The 18,044-nt window shown below is 45.1% G+C and carries 13 protein-coding genes; all 13 read right to left on the bottom strand.

Going from position 1 to position 18,044, the window contains the following annotated elements:
* Positions 1–41: 41 nt before the first annotated feature.
* Positions 42–935, bottom strand: a complete 894-nt coding sequence (locus ACOOEY_RS13640; RefSeq protein WP_420385275.1) for a phytanoyl-CoA dioxygenase family protein — start codon at positions 933–935, stop codon at positions 42–44.
* A gap of 241 nt (positions 936–1,176) precedes the next feature.
* Positions 1,177–3,063 carry an amidophosphoribosyltransferase gene (locus ACOOEY_RS13635; protein WP_420385274.1) on the bottom strand — a complete coding sequence of 629 codons (1,887 nt, stop codon included), beginning with the start codon at positions 3,061–3,063 and terminating at the stop codon, positions 1,177–1,179.
* 9 nt (positions 3,064–3,072) lie between these two features.
* Complete coding sequence (locus ACOOEY_RS13630) at positions 3,073–4,587, bottom strand: NADH-quinone oxidoreductase subunit N (protein ID WP_420385273.1); 1,515 nt, start codon at positions 4,585–4,587, stop codon at positions 3,073–3,075.
* Positions 4,587–6,284 carry a complex I subunit 4 family protein gene (locus ACOOEY_RS13625; protein ID WP_420385272.1) on the bottom strand — a complete coding sequence of 566 codons (1,698 nt, stop codon included), beginning with the start codon at positions 6,282–6,284 and terminating at the stop codon, positions 4,587–4,589. The genes ACOOEY_RS13630 and ACOOEY_RS13625 overlap by 1 nt, the downstream gene beginning before the upstream one ends.
* 3 nt (positions 6,285–6,287) lie before the next feature.
* Positions 6,288–8,420 carry an NADH-quinone oxidoreductase subunit L gene (nuoL, locus tag ACOOEY_RS13620; protein WP_420385271.1) on the bottom strand — a complete coding sequence of 711 codons (2,133 nt, stop codon included), beginning with the start codon at positions 8,418–8,420 and terminating at the stop codon, positions 6,288–6,290.
* The gene (nuoK, locus tag ACOOEY_RS13615; RefSeq protein WP_420385270.1) at positions 8,417–8,740 is read right to left on the bottom strand and encodes an NADH-quinone oxidoreductase subunit NuoK; all 324 of its coding nucleotides are present in this window, start codon (positions 8,738–8,740) and stop codon (positions 8,417–8,419) included. The genes nuoL and nuoK overlap by 4 nt, the downstream gene beginning before the upstream one ends.
* Positions 8,709–9,236, bottom strand: coding sequence for an NADH-quinone oxidoreductase subunit J (locus ACOOEY_RS13610; protein WP_420385269.1), 528 nt, complete (start codon positions 9,234–9,236; stop codon positions 8,709–8,711). Before ACOOEY_RS13610 ends, nuoK begins: the two co-directional genes overlap by 32 nt.
* A gap of 1 nt (position 9,237) precedes the next feature.
* Positions 9,238–10,158 carry a 4Fe-4S dicluster domain-containing protein gene (locus tag ACOOEY_RS13605; RefSeq protein ID WP_420385268.1) on the bottom strand — a complete coding sequence of 307 codons (921 nt, stop codon included), beginning with the start codon at positions 10,156–10,158 and terminating at the stop codon, positions 9,238–9,240.
* Positions 10,137–11,234, bottom strand: a complete 1,098-nt coding sequence (locus ACOOEY_RS13600; RefSeq protein ID WP_420385267.1) for a complex I subunit 1/NuoH family protein — start codon at positions 11,232–11,234, stop codon at positions 10,137–10,139. The genes ACOOEY_RS13605 and ACOOEY_RS13600 overlap by 22 nt, the downstream gene beginning before the upstream one ends.
* Positions 11,235–11,362: 128 nt before the next feature.
* Positions 11,363–12,169: a glutamate racemase gene (murI, locus tag ACOOEY_RS13595; RefSeq protein ID WP_420385266.1), complete on the bottom strand. Its 807-nt coding sequence runs from the start codon at positions 12,167–12,169 to the stop codon at positions 11,363–11,365.
* 58 nt (positions 12,170–12,227) lie between these two features.
* Positions 12,228–14,870, bottom strand: a complete 2,643-nt coding sequence (locus tag ACOOEY_RS13590; protein WP_420385265.1) for an ABC transporter permease — start codon at positions 14,868–14,870, stop codon at positions 12,228–12,230.
* 1 nt (position 14,871) lies between these two features.
* A complete protein-coding gene (locus tag ACOOEY_RS13585; protein WP_420385264.1) occupies positions 14,872–15,204 on the bottom strand; it encodes a PadR family transcriptional regulator in 333 nt (110 codons plus the stop codon).
* Positions 15,205–15,385: 181 nt separating this feature from the next.
* Positions 15,386–18,034, bottom strand: a complete 2,649-nt coding sequence (locus tag ACOOEY_RS13580) for a TonB-dependent receptor plug domain-containing protein (RefSeq protein WP_420385263.1) — start codon at positions 18,032–18,034, stop codon at positions 15,386–15,388.
* Positions 18,035–18,044: the final 10 nt, after the last annotated feature.

Genomic DNA, 18,044 nt, shown 5'->3' with positions numbered 1-18,044 from the left:
TTAGAAATGAATAAGGAAGCCACTCAATGAGTGGCTTTTTTTTATTGCATATCTGCCGGGATAGGATAATTAGGATTTTCAACCGGAAAGTAATTGTAAACTGCGGGTATGGGTGGGCAGCGGTGTTCATGAATTTCCTTCAGTAATTCATCCAGGCTCATATCATATCCCTCATTGTAAAAAGCCTTTTCCTCCTCTGTAAAAACTCCGGCAGTGTCATATTTTAGAATTTCTGCCATCCAGAAGCGTCTCAGATCTAACCAATGAAGGTCCTGGGCTTCATCTGCCTTTACCGCCTCATAAGGCCTGGCCTCCACGTATATGGTCCGCCTGGCTCCGGGTGACCTCTTCGGTTCCGACCCATGCAGAACCATCATCTCCTGTAGGACAATATCTCCAGCCCTGGCGGGCACCTGGATTACTCCGGGTGGATTCCAACCGTGTTCCCTCTCTACCTCGGCAATGTCCTGCAACTCATGCTGGGTACCTGGCACGTAGCGCAGACAACCATCATCCAAATCGGCATTATCGAGGTAAATACCAATGTTCAGGTAATGTGAATCATGATTTGAAGGAGCTCCCTGATGCCACTTGACCACAGGGTGCGGATGCTGATGCTTGTAAAGAATGTCGGCCTGAAGAGGAACTACTTGAGAACCGCACAAATCTTTCATCAGTTGAAGCAGTTCAGGATGAGCCAGCATCTGGTTAAGCTGTTCTGCATAGTTCAGGAAGAGATCGTCATAGCGCATTAACCGCGGCCCCACCGGATCTTCCAGCACACAAGCACCATGTAAGGGCTGGTCTTTCGCATAGGCTTCCAGTGCCTCCTTTTCTATGGCTTCCGCAATTTCCCTGAATTGCTGAAGGTGATTTTCCGGTAGAGTGATTCCTGTGAGCAGATAACCCTGCTCCTTAAAAAGTGCTAAATCCATGAGTAGAAACTGTGTTTATTTGAAATCCTAATCTAATAAAAAAGGCTTCTCATTGGAAGCCTTAAATTTTATGATTTGACGTGCAGATTCTTTGGTCGTTTCTCTCTATACATAATAGCCTCACCCGAGTGAGAATGACGCTTTTAACAGTTCAGTATGAGTATTCAGATGCAGCAGTCTCAATACTCAATACCCAATACCCAATACCCAATACCCAATACCCAATACCCAATACCCAATACTAGTACGCTCTTACCGTCTTGCCCTCCATAAAGTTCACGAAAGCCTTGTTCACTACTTTCATTCCTCCCTGGGTTGGGTAGTTTCCGGTAAAATACCAGTCGCCTAAATTGTTCGGACAGGCTTTGTGCAGGTTATCCACTGTCTGGTAAACTACTTCCAGTTCAGCCTTCAGGTCATCAGGACGAACAATCTCAGTGATCTTAGCTGAAATCTCTTCATCCGTAAACTCAGCGTAGAGTTTCTGAACGTAGTTCGGCTGGTTATTCGATTCCATGTTTGCCAGTACTTCATGGTAAACATCTTCCAGCAAGTTCTCTTTGTATTTGTCTTTGAGCAATTGCAGCATAGCTCTAAAGGCCACAAACTCACGGATCTTACTCATATCGATACCATAACAGTCAGGATATCTGATCTGAGGTGCTGATGATACCACCACAATCTTTTTAGGCTCCAGTTTATCGAGCATTTTGAGAATACTCTTTTCGAGCGTGGTACCTCTCACGATGGAATCATCGATTACCACCAATGTGTCTACGTTTTTCCTGATCACTTCATAGGTGGTATCGTAGACATTGGCTACCATATCATCTCTGCTGGCATCGTCAGCGATAAAGGTTCTCAGCTTGGCATCTTTAATAACCAGTTTCTCAACCCTTGGCCTGAAGCTTAACATCTGCTCAATATCATCGAGCGATGGTTTCTTATCGATAATGACTTCCTTCTGCTTTTGCATCAGATAGTCATCCAGTCCCTGCATCATACCAAGGAAGGCTACTTCTGCTGAGTTGGGTATGTATGAGAAGACGGTATTCTTCAGGTCGAAATTGATGGCCTTCAGAATCTGAGGCACCAGTAAACGACCGAGTTGTTTTCTTTCCTGATAGATTTCCGGATCATTACCGCGAGAGAAGTAAATGCGCTCGAAAGAGCATGAGGTTCTTTCTCTTTGCTTCATGATGGGCACTTCATCCCACTCACCGCTCTTATGAACGATCAGGGCATGACCTGGCTCTACATCAGTAATCTCGTCATAGTTGACATTGAAGGCTGCTTTGATGGCCTGCTTTTCGGAAGCCACTACAATCACTTCGTCATCAATGTATTTGAAAGCAGGACGGATACCATTCGGATCTCTCACCACAAATGATGCTCCATGACCTAATAGTCCAACCATGGCATATCCACCATCAAAGTCCTTGAACGAACGCTTCAGCACACGCTGAAGGTCCATCTCGGTTTCGATGATGTCGGTGATTTCGAAGTTCTCCTTCTTCTTTTTGTATTTATCGAAAATGCGCTGATTTTCTTCATCGATAAAGTGACCGATCTTTTCCATTACCGTCACTGTATCTGTCTTTTCTTTGGGGTGCTGACCCAGATCGATGAGAATATCGAATAACTCATCTACGTTGGTCATGTTGAAGTTACCGGCCATTACCAGGTTACGGCTTCTCCAGTTGTTTTGTCTTAAGAAGGGATGACAGCTTTCAATATTGTTGATACCGTGTGTTCCGTATCGCAGGTGACCGAGCCACACTTCTCCGGTAAATCCGAGGTTATTCTTGAGCCACTTTGAATTCTTGGGATTATAGCCGTCTTTCTTTTTTGCCTTGGAGAACTTTCTGGCAATTTTGGAGAAAATTTCCTCTACAGGTTCGGAGTTAATGGTTCTATATCGGCTGATATATCGTTGCCCAGGGTCTACTCCCATCTTGATATTCGCAACTCCGACACCATCCTGGCCCCGGTTAGATTGCTTTTTCATCATGATGTACAGCTTATTTACTGCGTAGGTAGCCGAACCATATTTGTCTATATAGTACTGTAGTGGCTTTCTAAGGCGAATGTGGGCTATACCACACTCATGTTTTATAGGCTCAAGCATGTCAAGTTCTCAAAACACAAAATTAATACTATTCAATAGGTCAACAAACCAATCGGACCTAAAGAATAAGAGGAACAAGGGCAAAACTAATAAAGTGCCCCAGACCACCTGCCATTTAAACTGCGGCCTGTCCTGAATAGTTTGTTCGGTGTGTTTGAAGAAAAGCAGGTATGGAATCCTGATATAGTAAAAAAGGGCCACTACCGTATTGAGAAGGCCGATTACCAGAACCCAAAAGAGTATAGTCTGATTGGAAGCTGAGTAGCTTTCATACACTGCTGAAAAAAGATAAAGCTTAGCATTGAAGCCAGCCAGTGGTGGCAGGCCGGTAAGCGAGATCATGGTAACTAGCAGTAAAACAGAAGTATAGGGCATCACCTTTCCCAAACCATTAAAGGTCTCATAACTGACAGAGCCTGTTTTATTTTCGAAAACCTGCACCAGGTAAAACACTGCCAGATTCATTATCAGGTAAACCAGGGCATAGAAGACGGTGGCTTCCAGACCTGCCTGATCGGCCAGTAAAATACCGGAAAGCAAAAAGGCCGCGTGGGCAATAGATGAATAGGCCAGCATTCGCTTGGCATCTCTTTGCCAAAGTGCAGAGAAGTTTCCTACCGTCATCCCGCCAATGGCGATGATTCCCAACCACAATTGCCAGTCAAGTTCAGCTACCTGTGTCGCGGCCACTAACCTGAAAAGGACAAAAACTGCAGCCAACTTGGGCACAATAGAGAAGACGGTTACTGTAGGAAGAGGCGTAGCTTCATAGACATCGGGCGACCAGATATGTAATGGAAATGCGCCCAACTTGAACAAGACTCCCGCCAGCATCATCAAAATAGCCAGAGTGACAGTAGCCGGTTGAGCTGCCGCCAACCCTACGAGAAATGTATCGGTCGATAAATCCAGCGAACCGGTGAGGCCATAGAGCCAACTCATGCCATAGAGCATTACGGCAGAGGCTGCCGCTCCATAAAGGAGGTACTTTAAGGCTGCTTCAGATTTTCTTTTCCCTCTGCCCAATCCTGTAAGCAGGTAAGAGCTAATGGACACTACTTCAATAGAAATGTAGATCATCAGCAAATTGGAGCTGGCAGTCATGAGAAAGGCTCCTAATAGCAGTGCGAAGAGACCAATGAGCCACTCACTGGAACTGAAGTATTCCTGATAGTGCTTTTTAGAATGAACCGCCATCACCAGGGCCACCAGAGCGGTGAGTGTAAAGCCAATTTTGATTAGAGCTGCTCCGGGAGAAACCGTTAAGAGCCCTTCGAAAAGGTCTTTTACTTCGATATCCACCCTGTACAAAATTAGCTGGGCTACCAGTAAAAATGAGGTCACCGAAATTGATATGGTGGCTAATCCAATGTCTTTCCTTTGCTTGAATAGCAAGTCGAATAAGAGTACCAATAGCAGGCCTGCTACCAAAATAATTTCAGGCCATAGATATGCTACCCCTTCCGTCAGGCGCTGCAGCTGCTGACTGAGTTCATCGGCTCTTTGCATATCAGCTCCTGGCATTAGATGGAGGCAGTTAAATGATTAATGAAAGATTCTACTCCTGAATTGATCAGGTCGAGTAACAAGGCCGGGTAAACACCAAAAGCGATTATGAGTATCACCAGTGGCACCAGCATCAGGTATTCATGTAGGGTCAGGTCTTTCAAAGCAGGAAGCCATTTCTTCTCCTTCACCCAGAACTTACCCAGGAACATCTTCTGGAATGTCCAGAGATAGTAACCTGCCGCCAGCACTAAACCCAAAGTCGAAACTACAGCCATCCAGGCAGGAATAGCACCAATCACAGAGGCTGATTTAAAGGCACCGAGGAATACGAATAGTTCAGCCACAAAACCACTGAATCCGGGCAGACCCAGGGAGGCAAAGAAGGCAATACCCACAAAGGCAGTATACCTGGGCAGTTGATGTGCCAGTCCTCCGTAATTTTCAATCATACGGTCATGGGTTCTGTCATAGATCACTCCCGCAATGAGGAAGAGCATCGATGAAATCAAACCATGTGAGAACATCTGGTAAATCGCACCACTCAATCCCTCACTGGTCATTGCTGCCAATCCCAATAGCACAAAACCCATGTGGGATACTGAACTATAGGCAATCAGCTTTTTAAGATCTTTTTGGGCCAGTGCATTCAATGCTCCATAAATAATAGAGAACATACCGATGAAACCTATAAGCCAGGCATAATGAAAAGCGGCATCAGGGAACATGGCATAAGCGGTTCGGATAAGTCCATAGCCTCCTACCTTCAGGAGAATTCCGGCCAAGACCACTGAAATAGGGGTTGGTGCTTCCACGTGAGCATCGGGCAACCAGGTATGGAAAGGGAAAGCCGGAAGCTTAATGGCAAAGCCTATGAGGATGGCCAGAAAGGCAATCCATCGGGCCGGTTGTCCCAGTATGGTAGCCACTGGGCCGTATTTATCGAGCAATGAGCCGGGAATATAATTCGCTGCATCAGCCATATGCAGCATATTGAATGTCTTGACCAAAGCATCTTTTTCAATTTCACCCTCACTCACCATTGACTGAATATCTGAGACAGAGTAGTCGCTTAGGCTAAGGCCTGCTACTTCGGCTGTTTTCACCGGATCGTACACTGAATTGTACAGTCCGATCATTACGATCAGGATCAGAATAGATCCGGCCAATGTGTAGAGGAAGAATTTGATGGCAGCATATTCTCTTCTCGGACCTCCCCAAATACCAATGAGAAAATACATCGGTAAGAGCATAAACTCGAAGAAGAGATAGAAGAGGAAGAAGTCGAGTGCTACAAAACAGCCTAAAACGGATGTACTCAGCAGCAGGTAAAGGCTGAAGTATGCCTTTTGCTTTTCTTTAATATTCCAGCAGGCAATGGCCCCAATAAACAATACAATTGAAGCCAATAAGAGCATGCTGATATTCAGTCCATCGACCCCCATCAAGTAATCGACCGAGAGTGTCCCCAGGTTACCCAGTGAGAGGTTAAACCATTCTGACTTCACCACCATCTGGAGGTTATCTTCCCCACTGATCTGAGGGCTCAGACTTCCATTGAAGCTACTGATGGCATAAAGCGTAAGTAACAGGGTTAAGCCGGTTGAACCTATAGCCAATACTCTGTACAAATGCTGATAAGCTTTTGGCGTCAACAGAATAAGAGCAGCACCAAGCAGCGGAATAAAAACGATATATGACAGTAGATGCTCCATGGGCTAAATTACAAGCAGCAAAATTAAGGTTATTAAGAATACAAAAGTGATCAGTACCTGGGCCTGAATATTTCCCGACTGAATACTTCGGGTCAACTGGCCCACTTTTCCGACTGAAGCAGCGGTAAGGTTGACCAGACCATCTATAAAAACCCGATCGAACCAACCGGTAAGATGAGCAATCACCACATTGATGCGGGCCAGTAAGTTGACCGCACCATCCAGTATGTGCAGATCGAACCAGGCCAGCGCTCTGGACTTAGCCAGAATGCCCTTGAGAATAATATTCTGGTACAGGGAATTCTGATACCAATGATAGAATGAAATCTGCCCCAGTACCCCCACTGGTTCTCTTCTCTCCACAAATGTTCTCTGCAATTTGGCTCCGGGCTTATAAGATATCCAGGCAATGACCAAACCGGCCAGGGCCAGTAGAATGGAAACGGTGTTGACCGTAGCATGCAAGGCATGGAAAGTTTCTTCAGGTACATCTACCAAACTGTAGGCAGCGTAAGCCTGCGGCACCAGATAGATCGGTGTCTGAATGGCCTGCATCACCCAGGTATCATCGGCATTCAATGTGAGGCCGAAGGGGAATCCGATAGAAAGGATGGCAAAGATTACTGCCGGAATGGTTAACCAGAGGTTGCCTTCTTTCAATTTAGCGGCTACTGACTGATCTCCCAGAATGGTTGGCAATCTGAAATCTCCAAAGAACACGAGGAAGATCATTCTGAAAGTATAGAAGGCTGTAAAGACAACCGTCATAAAGGCCAGTACTTCAGGAATATAAAAACCTCCGCCTTTAATATCAGCCCAAACGGCAAGGTCTAAGAGAATGGCATCCTTTGATAAGAAGCCGGAAAAACCCGGTAAGCCGACAAGGGCCAAAGAACAAATGAGAAAGGCGAAGAAGGTAACGGGCATTTTGTTTCTTAAGCCTCCCATGACCCGCATATCTTGCGGATCGAATTTCTGTCCTTCCTTTTCCAGGTGATGTAACTGGTGGATGATAATACCTGCACTGAGGAATAGTCCTGCTTTAAAGAAGGCATGAGTAATCAGGTGGAAGAGTCCTGCGCTGAAAGCTCCTACTCCCATGGCCAGCACCATGTAGCCTAATTGAGAAATGGTACTGTAAGCCAGCACCTTTTTAATATCGAATTGTGAAAGGGCCGCTATAGCCGCCATAAATGCCGTAACAGCTCCTACAATAGCCACTACTTCCAATGCCTGAGCATCTAGCAGCACAAATATTCTGGCCAGCATATATACACCTGCTGCCACCATGGTAGCAGCATGAATCAATGCAGAAACAGGGGTAGGTCCCTCCATGGCATCGGGCAACCATACCTGCAATGGGAATTGTGCCGACTTACCCACAGCTCCACAGAACAGGGCAATTCCTGCAGCACTTAACCATCTGCCGTCAAGGCTATTGATCACTTCCCGGCCACCCTGCATAAAGGCTACCACCCAGTTACCGTCTTCTATTTCAGACATAACCATCAGGCTCTTGACAGCCTGTAGGTCAAGCGAATGAAACTGGGTGAACAGAATCATGAGCCCGGTAATAAAACCCAGGTCACCAATCCTGTTGAGAATAAATGCTTTGTTGGCAGCCATTGAGGCTGATTTCTTTTCAAACCAAAAACCGATAAGCAGGTAGGAAGAAAGCCCCACCAATTCCCAGAAAATAAAGATGAAGAGCAAATCGTGGAAGAGGACGATCCCCATCATGGAGAAGGTAAACAAACCCAGATAGGCAAAATAACGCGGTTTATGCGCATCCTTCCTCATGTATTCTACTGAGAAAATATGCACGAGCAGCGCCACAAAATTGACAATCAATGTCATCAGCAGGCTCAGCTTATCCAGATAGAATGAATAGGTAAACTGATGCTCTCCCAGCTTAAACCAGTTCCCCCTCACCGTTACAGTCTGATTCCATAGCTGGCTGGCCAGGTAGGCTCCAATAGCCAAACTAAGGGTCATAAGCATAGATGACCAGTATGGGGCTCTTTCTTTGAGAAACCCTGTCGTGAGGAAGGAAAAGAGTGGCAACAGCAGCAAGGCCATTATCCAGGGCAGATAAGCTGATGTCTGGGGCGATATGATCTCCTGTAAATTGATCATCCGCGCATGGAGTTGATTTTATCCAGATCGGCCGTTTTGAAGTATTTATACACCTTCACCACAATAGCCAAAGCTACAGCTGCTTCCGCAGCAGCAATGGTAATGACAAAGAGGCTGAATATCTGACCTTGTAGGGCCTGAGGATCGAATCGGCTGAAGGTGACCAGATTGAGATTGGCTGCATTGAGCATGAGTTCAATTCCAATCAATACCATAATCGCATTCTTCTTGGTCAGCACCACAAACAGTCCTGAGCAAAAGAGCAAAGCGCCTAAAAAGAGCATGGTGTTAAGCAGCATCTTCTCCCTCCTTTCTGGCATTGCCTGCAATTCTTACCGCACCAATCAGTGCGACCAACAAGAGAATACCAATCACTTCAAAAGCCAAAACATAGTCCGTCATCAGGCTAAGACCGAACGACTTCAATTCTACTTCCTGCGTGTGCTCCTGATCTATCCAGGGTAAATTAGAAAAGGCCCCTGAATGAATGGACTTAATCATCAGGGCAAAGATTCCGGCTGAAACCAGGAATCCAAGGAACAGCTGATTTCTCCCTGATTTAAGTTTTTGACCCTTTAACCGCTGGGTCAACATAATACCGAATACTAATAGCACTAAGACCCCGCCAACATAGACCAGAATCTGTGTAATAGCAATGAATTCAGCCCCCATGAAAACGAACAATCCCGCCACACCAATAAAAGTGAGAATCAGTGCAAAAGCTGCATAGAGGATGTTTCGGGTAAAGACAATGAACAACACCGAAAGGCCGGTAATGGCAGCAAAGAAATAAAACAGTATAGCTTCCAGTTCCATATTAGTCCTTCTTATCGTTGTCTGTGTCTTTAGGTTTGATTTTCGGTCTCATCACTGGACGAGCCGGCTTTTTGGGTACTTCTTCTTTCTTTTCTTCCGATCCTTCTGTTTTCTGTTTTGGGTGAATCTTTGGTTTGAATACAGGCCTTGGCTTCGGTTTAGCCTCTTCCGCTTTAGGCTTATTGTCCTCCACATCGTCCTTCTTAGGAACCTGTGGCTTCACTGCTACTTTCGGTTTGGCTCCGGGCACTCTTGGCTTGAACACAGGCTTTCCGGAAGCTGATTTGGGCTCCACCGCCACAGCAGGCTTTTCTTTCGGAACTATCTCTTCTTTCCTCACAGCCTTTGCTGCTTCCTTCTGCTTGTTGTACTCTTCCAGTTCCTTTCTTTTCTCAAGAATTTCCAGAGGAGTCATATTAGCGAAAGGCACATTATGCTCTTCAAAGTCATAAGCGCTGAAGTCGTACTCATCGGTCATGGTCAGACACTCCGTAGGGCATACCGTAGTACACAATCCACAGAAGCAACATTTGGCCATATCGATGTTGAACTTCTCGGCATATAGTCTTTTAGGGGTGCCATCGCTGGTTTTTCCGATTTCTTCGACCGCTCTCAGAGGAATAATCTCAATACAATCCACCGGGCATATTTTGGCGCACTTGTCGCAAACTATACAGTCGTCAATTTCATTGTGGAGCTTATAGCGACCGTGTTCCGGTACCGGTAATTTCTCCTTGGGATACTGAACTGTGAAGATGGCATTCTGCTTCTCAAAGTAATTATCAGCAGCAGGCACAATGGCAGTACGCTGTGTACGCGCATCCTTCATATGCTTTGCGGTTACCTTCAACCCTGTTTTCAGGGTGGTTACAGCTGTTCTGATATTTCTCCAATAGCCCTTCATATCATGAGCAGCCTCCATACTGCACTTAGAAGTACCAGAATAATTGATGCGGGAGTCAGGTATTTCCAGCTCAGGTTCATGAGCTGATCAAGTCTTAACCTCGGGTAGGTCCAGCGTACCCACATTTGAACGATCACCAGCAATAATGCCTTGGAAATCATCCAGAATGCTCCCCAGGCATGACCGGCAATGGTTCCCGGCTCACCACTGGTCCATTCAGCCAGCTTCACCGAACCTATGTTTGGCAATATGGAGTTCCATCCTCCAAGGAACAGGATAACGGCCAGGAAAGAAACCAATAGCATCATGCCATATTCTGATAGCATAATCATGGCCCATCTGAAGCCTGAATATTCTGTGTGAAAACCAGCTACCAGCTCCGACTCCGCCTCGGGAATATCGAAGGGGGCACGGTTACTTTCGGCCAGTGATGCGATAAAGAAGATGAGGAAGGCCACCAGCATAATCGGTGACCTGAGTATGTTCCAGGTAAGAATTCCTCCTACATGGGTGGTTTCGATACCCAGGGCTTTAATGCCGAAAAGATAGTTGGCTGCGTCTGAGTCTACAGCAGGCCACCAAACTCCCTGTTGAAAAGAAATCTCCTGCAGGTTAAGCGTTTGTGAGATCATCACCACACAAACCACCATCAGTCCCAGAGGAATTTCATAGGAGATGATTTGTGCTACAGAACGCATGGCTCCCCAAAGGGCATATTTATTATTACTTCCCCAACCTGCCATGAGGATACCCACAACGTCTAGCGAAACTATGGCGAGGAGGTAAAAGATACCTATCTGAGCTGAAGACCCGGCAAAGCCTGAGGTCAGAGGTAACACGGCAAACCCTGCAAAGACGGCCACAAAGATGATAACCGGAGCGGGTTTGAATAATCTCTTGTCTGCCTTAAAGGGAACAATATCTTCTTTTTGAATCAGCTTGAGCAGGTCAGCAACTGTCTGAAGCAGACCATAATAGCCGGTTTCCATGGGACCGTATCTATCCTGAATGAATGCGGATATTTTACGTTCTGCGTAGACAGCAAAAACCGTATAGATGAGTAAAAAATTAAGGAAAAATAAAAATGCGTACACGCTGTTGCTTGCCCTTATTTAATGCAAATTAAACACTTAATTTTTGGATGTGATAATCCTTAGTCTACTGTTCTAATAGACTACTAATCTCACTCACCCAAATTTAGTTCAGAACTTGCTAAAAGAACTTACTCCCAGAGGATATGTTTTTGCAGGGGCACCTTTCTTCCAAAGAACAATTCAGCTGCTTTTTCAAAAGAGGGTGTAATGTCCGAAACCAGGAATTCATGGTCGGCAGCAAGGTTTTCTGCAGAAAGCCCCTCTTCTTCCAGATACTTCTCCAATGCTTCGGCAACAATCACTGAGGAATCAATGACTTCAATCTTTCCCTGATAATAATTATTGATCTCATCTTTAATGAGCGGATAATGCGTACAGCCCAGTATCAATGTATCAATTCCCTGGAGTATCGGATCGCTCAAATATTGCTCAATAATGGCTTCTGAAATATTGTTATTGTGGAAGCCTTCTTCAATCATCGGCACCAGCAAGGGAGTAGCAAGTGCGGAAAAGCGAATGGTCGGATCTTTCAGCTTGAGCTGATACTCATAAACTCCTGAACCTACGGTTTGCTTGGTTCCGATGAGCCCTACATGTTTTCCGGTATATTTATCGGCTACATAGTTCACCACAGGATCAATTACATTGAGCACTTTGGCCTTGGAGCCCACATAGGCCTTCACCAGCTCAAAGGCGGCTGCCGAAGCTGAGTTACAGGCAATCAAAATGAGCTTGCAGCCTTTCTGAAGCAATACATCGCAGATCTTTACAGAGTAAGCCTGAATAGTAGCGGCCGATTTATCACCATAGGGCAGGTGAGCAGAATCACCAAAATAGATCAACTGCTCTTTAGATAATTTTCTATATACCGCATTGGCTACTGTCAGACCTCCCAGTCCGCTATCGAAAATTCCTATTGGCCGCTGTTTGCTCATTGGTACGAAAGTATTTGAAAGAATTCAGAATACTAACGCCAATTACCTAAATTATTCTCTACTCACTCCGCAGCCATTTGACTGGGTTTGACCTGGCAAACCGCATGGCCTGAGAGCAAATGGTGATCACAGCAATAGCGAATGTGACAAGCCCTGCAAGGGAAATAATCCCCGCACCAATGTCGATATGATAAGCAAATGAGTCTAACCAATTCTGAAGCGCATAAACAGATAGCGGTAAGGCAGCGAAAAACGCAATCAGTATGGTTTTGGAATAGCTTTTATTGATCATCAGTAAAATGCTCAGGATGGTTGCCCCAAGTACTTTTCTGACACTGATTTCCTTAGCCCTGAGTTCAAGCGTATAGCTTACCAAGCCCATTAGACCGATACAGGCAATGAAAATAGCCAGGGTGGAAAATACCTTCGAGACCCTGCTCATTTGATTTTCCGGCTCGTATTGACGGTCAAAGCTATCGGTCAAAAAGGAACCATCGAAGCTTCGGTCCGGATTATAAACCTTATAGTTATCCTCTAGAAAACCCAAAGTAGCCGATGTGTTCTCCTTCGCTATTTTCACCGATACAGTCCACTCCATTTCTGGCGAGTTATAAAAAATTATGGGTTCGATAGGGGAATGAAAGGACTCAAAGTGGAAGTCTTTGACCACTCCGGTAATGAATCCTCTCTTGCTCCCATATTGCAACCTTCGGTTTAGGGCTGCTTCCGGAGAGGAAAAGCCCAGCTTTTTTACAGCCGTCTCATTGATCAGAAATGATTGATTACTATCGGAAGGTATAGTGGTCTGAAGTTCCTTTCCGGTTAACAATTCAATACCATAGAGTTCTAAAAAGTCGTCATCTATTCTAATGTATGGAAGCCTGAAGGTAATATCTTTCACTCCGTCAGGGTCGAGAAATGCAGCATCTTGTGAATCTGCTAATCTACCAGTCGGCACTCTGGTTGAAAAGGAAGCTTTAAGCACCTTAGGGTCCGACAATAGTTTGTTTTTGAAGACCTCTCTCTGCTCATTCATATTAGAATTAGCCGAAAAAGTAACCACCATTTCTTTATCGAAGCCAGGGTCTTTATCGCGAATAAAATTCAATTGCTTATCCACTACAATGACCCCGACAATCAGGCAGGTAGTCAGTATAAATTGGAACACTACCATGGAGGTGCGGAACAAAGACCTTTTACCAATATTGAGCTTACCGTTTCTTAGGGCATTAATTGTCTTGAATCTGGACATGAAAAATGCAGGGTAACTACCAGCCAACAAGCCCACAAAAACCGCCATGACCAACAGGAAGACATACAGACTCATATTAGAAAAGAAATCCATCTTTAAAGACTTGTCGGCAAAGCTGTTCAGGTATGGCAAACTTAAGACGGCAAAGAATACACTTAAGCATAGGGAAATGAGCGTATAAACTAAAGACTCGACCAGGAACTGCTGAGCTATACTTCCAGAACCAGCTCCCATGACCTTCCTCACTCCAATTTCTTTCAACCTATTGGCATATTTGGCAGTAGCCAGGTTCATGTAATTGATGCAAGCGATGAGTAAGACCATCAAGCCAATGGCAAAAAACAGATTTACATAGAAAATGCGTTTGGCCCCATCTGTAAGCGGTGTCCCTTTTAGGCGAATCTCTGTAAGCGGTTGAAAAATCATACCATATCGCTTACTCGCCTTTATTCCCTGAAACTCTGCTACGTATTGGTCTATCAACCCTGGAATCTGGGATTCTACGTTTTCAATCTTAGCATCATCTGCCAGCTTGATGTAAGTGGGATAGTTATAATTGCCAAAGTAGTAGGTTCTGCCACTCACATCTTCCCAGGCCGCCACTGTTGCCCATGAGCCCAGAAAGTTATAATTCATGTGAGACTGCTCCGGAAAGTCCTTTACCACTCCGGTGACTTTGAAGAGAAAGTCTCCTCCGTCTATGATCTTCAATGTTTTACCCAGGGCCCTTTCTGCCCCAAAATACTTCTCTGCGGTGGACTGGGTAATGACTACCGAGAAAGGTTCATCAAGAGCTCCCTTAGCTTGCCCTTCGATCCATTCAAAGGAAAAGATATCGAAAATGCTGGGCTCCACCAGGTTGAAGAATCCCTCTTCAAACTTCTTGTCTCCGTATTCAATGACAGGAAAATTATATGGGTTAAACCGAACGACCGATTCGATCTGCGGGAAGTTTCCCCTCAGCAATTCTGCTGTTCTGAAAGAAGCATTACCGAATACTTCTCCCAGTTCACCATCTGAGTTGTAGGTCGGAATCACTACGCGATAAATATCATCTGCATCGGCATGGTACTTATCATAACTGAGCTCATCCTGTATATAGAGGAAAATGAGCATGAAGCAGGTGATCCCAATAGACAACCCCACCAGGTTGATGAGCGCATAGACCTTATGCCGGAGCATATTCCTGAATGATATTTTGAAGTAATTTCTGAACATGATTGTTGATTTGAGTTTATGTTTTCCTTTGGGCCTTTTTAATGCAAATGGACGAAGCATATCAAAAGCATCTATGATAAAATGGAGCCTGGCCCTGACCCGACCTTTTTGCTCCAGACGGAGTTGATACAGTTCTTCCAGATCACCCAGAATCATATCCAGGTGTTCCTCAGCACATAGCCATTCGAGCATTCGAACCGGCCATTTAGGAAGGCCTATGTTTTTACCCATCTTAAATGGAAGTGAATGAGAGATTAGGGATGAGGTCGAACATTTCGTTGCGCAGCTCTTTTGACTTAATCAGCGCCTTTTTTCCTGCCATGGAAATTCTATAAAAGCGCTTTCGTCTGCCACCCCGTTCTTTCGTGGCACCCCCTTCATGCGATTCGATAAACCCTTTTTCCTCCAGGCGATTTAAGGCAGAATGAAGAGCTCCAATGCTTGGTGTTCTCCTGGTTCTCTCTTCGATTTCAAGTTTAATGGCTACTCCATAGGCCTCTTCTCCCAAGATCCCGACCGCGAGAAGCACTATTTCTTCAAACTCTCCCAGGTACGTTCCTTTCATAGTTTTAAATTAGTTTCCTAAATGTAGAGTAAGGAAAATATAATTCCTAATTGTAGAACTAATAAGTAATATCAGGAGGCTATAAAAAATAATCCCACCGCCAGATTGCACTTTGGCGGTGGGAAGTAAACTTAAACGATTGCAAACTTTAGTACCCTTTTCGGGCACGAATGTCTTTATGCTATAGACTCATATTGACCCCGATAATGGTTTGTCTGAAGCCACCCGGAAAAATTCCCGAATTAGCTCTGTTGAGTCTTGAACTTCTGTATATCTGATTGGTGAAATTCTTGGTATTGAGAAATAGCCTGAAGCTATTAAATCCTCTCACTTGCAAGGCATAGCTCAGGTGAGCATCCATGTTGAAGAAAGATGGAAGCTTACCAATAGCACCGTCTGCTGATTCATTCTCAAAATTGGCGAACTCCGCATATTGCTCTCCCACATAATTGAAGGTGAAACCTGCCTCGAACTGGCCAATGCTATAATTGAGTCTACCATTAATGTTAAACTTCGGGGTATAAGGCACCTGAGTATCTTCGATAAAACCATCGCCCATTCTGTAAATGGCCTTGGTAATGTTGCCAAAGTCCGAAGTGCCAATGGTCTGATCGGTTAGTAGTACCTCTCCTCCCTGACCGTCACCTACATAGATATCATAGGCTGCTCTATTGGTATTCACCTTATCAATGAATTCATTTTGAGTAGCCTGAGAATGCACCACCGGACCGAAAAGGTCTCTGTCTTCCACCGCTCCTGCCATTACTTTGGTCCACATCATGGTAGCATTGACATCGAGTTTAAGTTGTGAGCGGCTCGATACCGGCAGCAGCGAAGCAGCCATGGCCGCCTCAATTCCCTGAATATTAACTTCTCCCGGCTGTCTGAAGAGTTCGTTTTCTCCGGCAGCCACAAAATTATCTACCGAAGTATTGAAGTAGGTAACCTGACTCGATAGTGCGTCAGGCAAAAAATTACCCCTCCAACCTACTTCTACATTCGTACTCAACTCAGGGTCAATATTCAGATCCTCTCCCAGGTTAGGGCTGGTGAGTACCCCATTGCGCTCTACAAAAAATCCGAACACTTTTGACGGTGCTATAAAGCCTCTGTAGACACTGGTAAAGAAAGTACCTCTTCCCATTTCGTATTCTACAGTAGCTCCGGGCAGAGCAATGGTGTAATTATTCTTCAGTTTATAGTCATCAGGACCTTGAATATTCGGGTCAGCAGAAAGTGCTAAGAGGTCTTGTCTAGACATTTCCACATGTTCTATCCGCAGAATCGGAGTGATCTTCCATTGATCGAGATTGAACTGATTTCTTACATACCCGGAAGCTGACCACATCTCAAATTCCTGATCTGTAGCAGGGTTTCCACTCCTGGACCAACGTGAGTTGTTAGCTACCAGGAACCTATTATTGTAAGCTTCCTGATGCAGTTTGAAGCTGGCTTCCAGCTCATGCGGACGGGCAACATCTCCCCATTTGGCTTCCAGCAATTCTCTAAACCCACTGACGGTGAAAATCCATCGGCTGTCGGTAGTGCTTTCCATACCATTGATGACACGGCCTACCCTGACAAAATCATCGACACCGATATCGGCCTCGTCCAGATAGCTGTATCTCTCTCTGTAAATCTGATCTCCTACATAGCTCTGCACCTGTGAAGCCTGAATTACAGTATTCACTTGTCTCCACCAGTCTCTTTCAAAGTCGGTAGCAAATATTTTAGAGGTCAGGCTCAGGTTGGCATTTGGCAACCACTTATGGATGATGTCCAGGCCATATCTGCGCATGGTAAACTGATCTGCATCAAATGGATTTTGCGTGGGATCTGTTTCAAAAGTGAATGGCGTAATGGCACTCAATGAGGCCTGATTATCTTCATACTGGCCACTGACTTTAAAGTAAAGACTTTGATTATCTGACAGTTCGGCAAATATCTTAGCATTCAGATTCAGCACCTGTACGGAAGAATTATCGGTGAAGCCGCCAAACTCTTTGTAAACAGCTTCTACCAGGGCTCCCAGTTTGTTCCAGGTTCCTCCATAGGAGAAAAGCCCTGTTCTGTATCCTCTGTCACCGCCTACCAGCTTCAAACGAAGTTCTGGCTTCTGTGGCGGAAGGGCAGTAATATAGTTGACAGCACCATACATATTGTTGGGGCCATACCGGAGCATGTCGGCTCCTTTGTACACTTCAATGGACTGGACTCTATCACTTACCGGATTGTAATAAGCTCCGGGAGCAATGTAGGGTGCCGGTGCGGCTGGCGTACCGTCTTCCATGAGAAGGATCTTCTTGGATCTTCTTCCCCATGATCCTCTGATGCTGATGTTTGGCCGGTTAGACAAGCCCATATCGCCCACGATATTAACTCCGGGAACAATTCTCAGCATCTCTTCAGTATTCAGTGGGTTGCTTAGTTCCAATGATTTCTTGTCCAGAGAAAAATTAGACCCCTTGAATTCGTCATTATAGGTTTGGGAACTACCGGTAACGACTATTTCACTTAGACTGGTGGGATTAAGTTTCAGGTAAATCTCACCCAAGTCAGCATCCTCACCGTTCAGCTCAATAACTTGTTTGAAGTATCCCAGATATGATACAGTAATGGTCTGCACCTGACTGCTGAGGTCCAGCAAAAAATACCCTTGGTCATCGGCCAGGGTGCCCTTACCTTCAGAAGTCAGGATAAGAGCCTTGGGCAAAGGCTCCTTGTCATTTTCAGCCAGAATTTGCCCTCGCACATTAAATGTGTTTTGGGCTCTCAACTGAATTGACAGCAGAACAAAACTGATCAGTATCAAATAAACTTTATTACTCATTACTATTCTT

The organism is Roseivirga sp. (assembly GCF_965216855.1).
GTDB lineage: Bacteria > Bacteroidota > Bacteroidia > Cytophagales > Cyclobacteriaceae > Roseivirga.
This window is presented reverse-complemented; position numbering and strand designations above follow the sequence as displayed.

Excerpts from the sequence above, each read along its gene's own strand:
- ACOOEY_RS13635 (WP_420385274.1), bottom strand. The coding sequence starts at position 3,063 with ATGCTTGAGCCTATAAAACATGAGTGTGGTATAGCCCACATTCGCCTT.
- ACOOEY_RS13625 (WP_420385272.1), bottom strand. The coding sequence starts at position 6,284 with ATGGAGCATCTACTGTCATATATCGTTTTTATTCCGCTGCTTGGTGCT.
- ACOOEY_RS13610 (WP_420385269.1), bottom strand. The coding sequence starts at position 9,236 with ATGGAACTGGAAGCTATACTGTTTTATTTCTTTGCTGCCATTACCGGC.
- ACOOEY_RS13605 (WP_420385268.1), bottom strand. The coding sequence starts at position 10,158 with ATGGAGGCTGCTCATGATATGAAGGGCTATTGGAGAAATATCAGAACA.
- ACOOEY_RS13585 (WP_420385264.1), bottom strand. The coding sequence starts at position 15,204 with ATGAAAGGAACGTACCTGGGAGAGTTTGAAGAAATAGTGCTTCTCGCG.
- ACOOEY_RS13590 (WP_420385265.1), bottom strand. The coding sequence starts at position 14,870 with ATGGGTAAAAACATAGGCCTTCCTAAATGGCCGGTTCGAATGCTCGAA.
- ACOOEY_RS13640 (WP_420385275.1), bottom strand. The coding sequence starts at position 935 with ATGGATTTAGCACTTTTTAAGGAGCAGGGTTATCTGCTCACAGGAATC.
- ACOOEY_RS13630 (WP_420385273.1), bottom strand. The coding sequence starts at position 4,587 with ATGCCAGGAGCTGATATGCAAAGAGCCGATGAACTCAGTCAGCAGCTG.
- murI (WP_420385266.1), bottom strand. The coding sequence starts at position 12,169 with ATGAGCAAACAGCGGCCAATAGGAATTTTCGATAGCGGACTGGGAGGT.
- nuoK (WP_420385270.1), bottom strand. The coding sequence starts at position 8,740 with ATGCCAGAAAGGAGGGAGAAGATGCTGCTTAACACCATGCTCTTTTTA.
- ACOOEY_RS13580 (WP_420385263.1), bottom strand. The coding sequence starts at position 18,034 with ATGAGTAATAAAGTTTATTTGATACTGATCAGTTTTGTTCTGCTGTCA.
- nuoL (WP_420385271.1), bottom strand. The coding sequence starts at position 8,420 with ATGATCAATTTACAGGAGATCATATCGCCCCAGACATCAGCTTATCTG.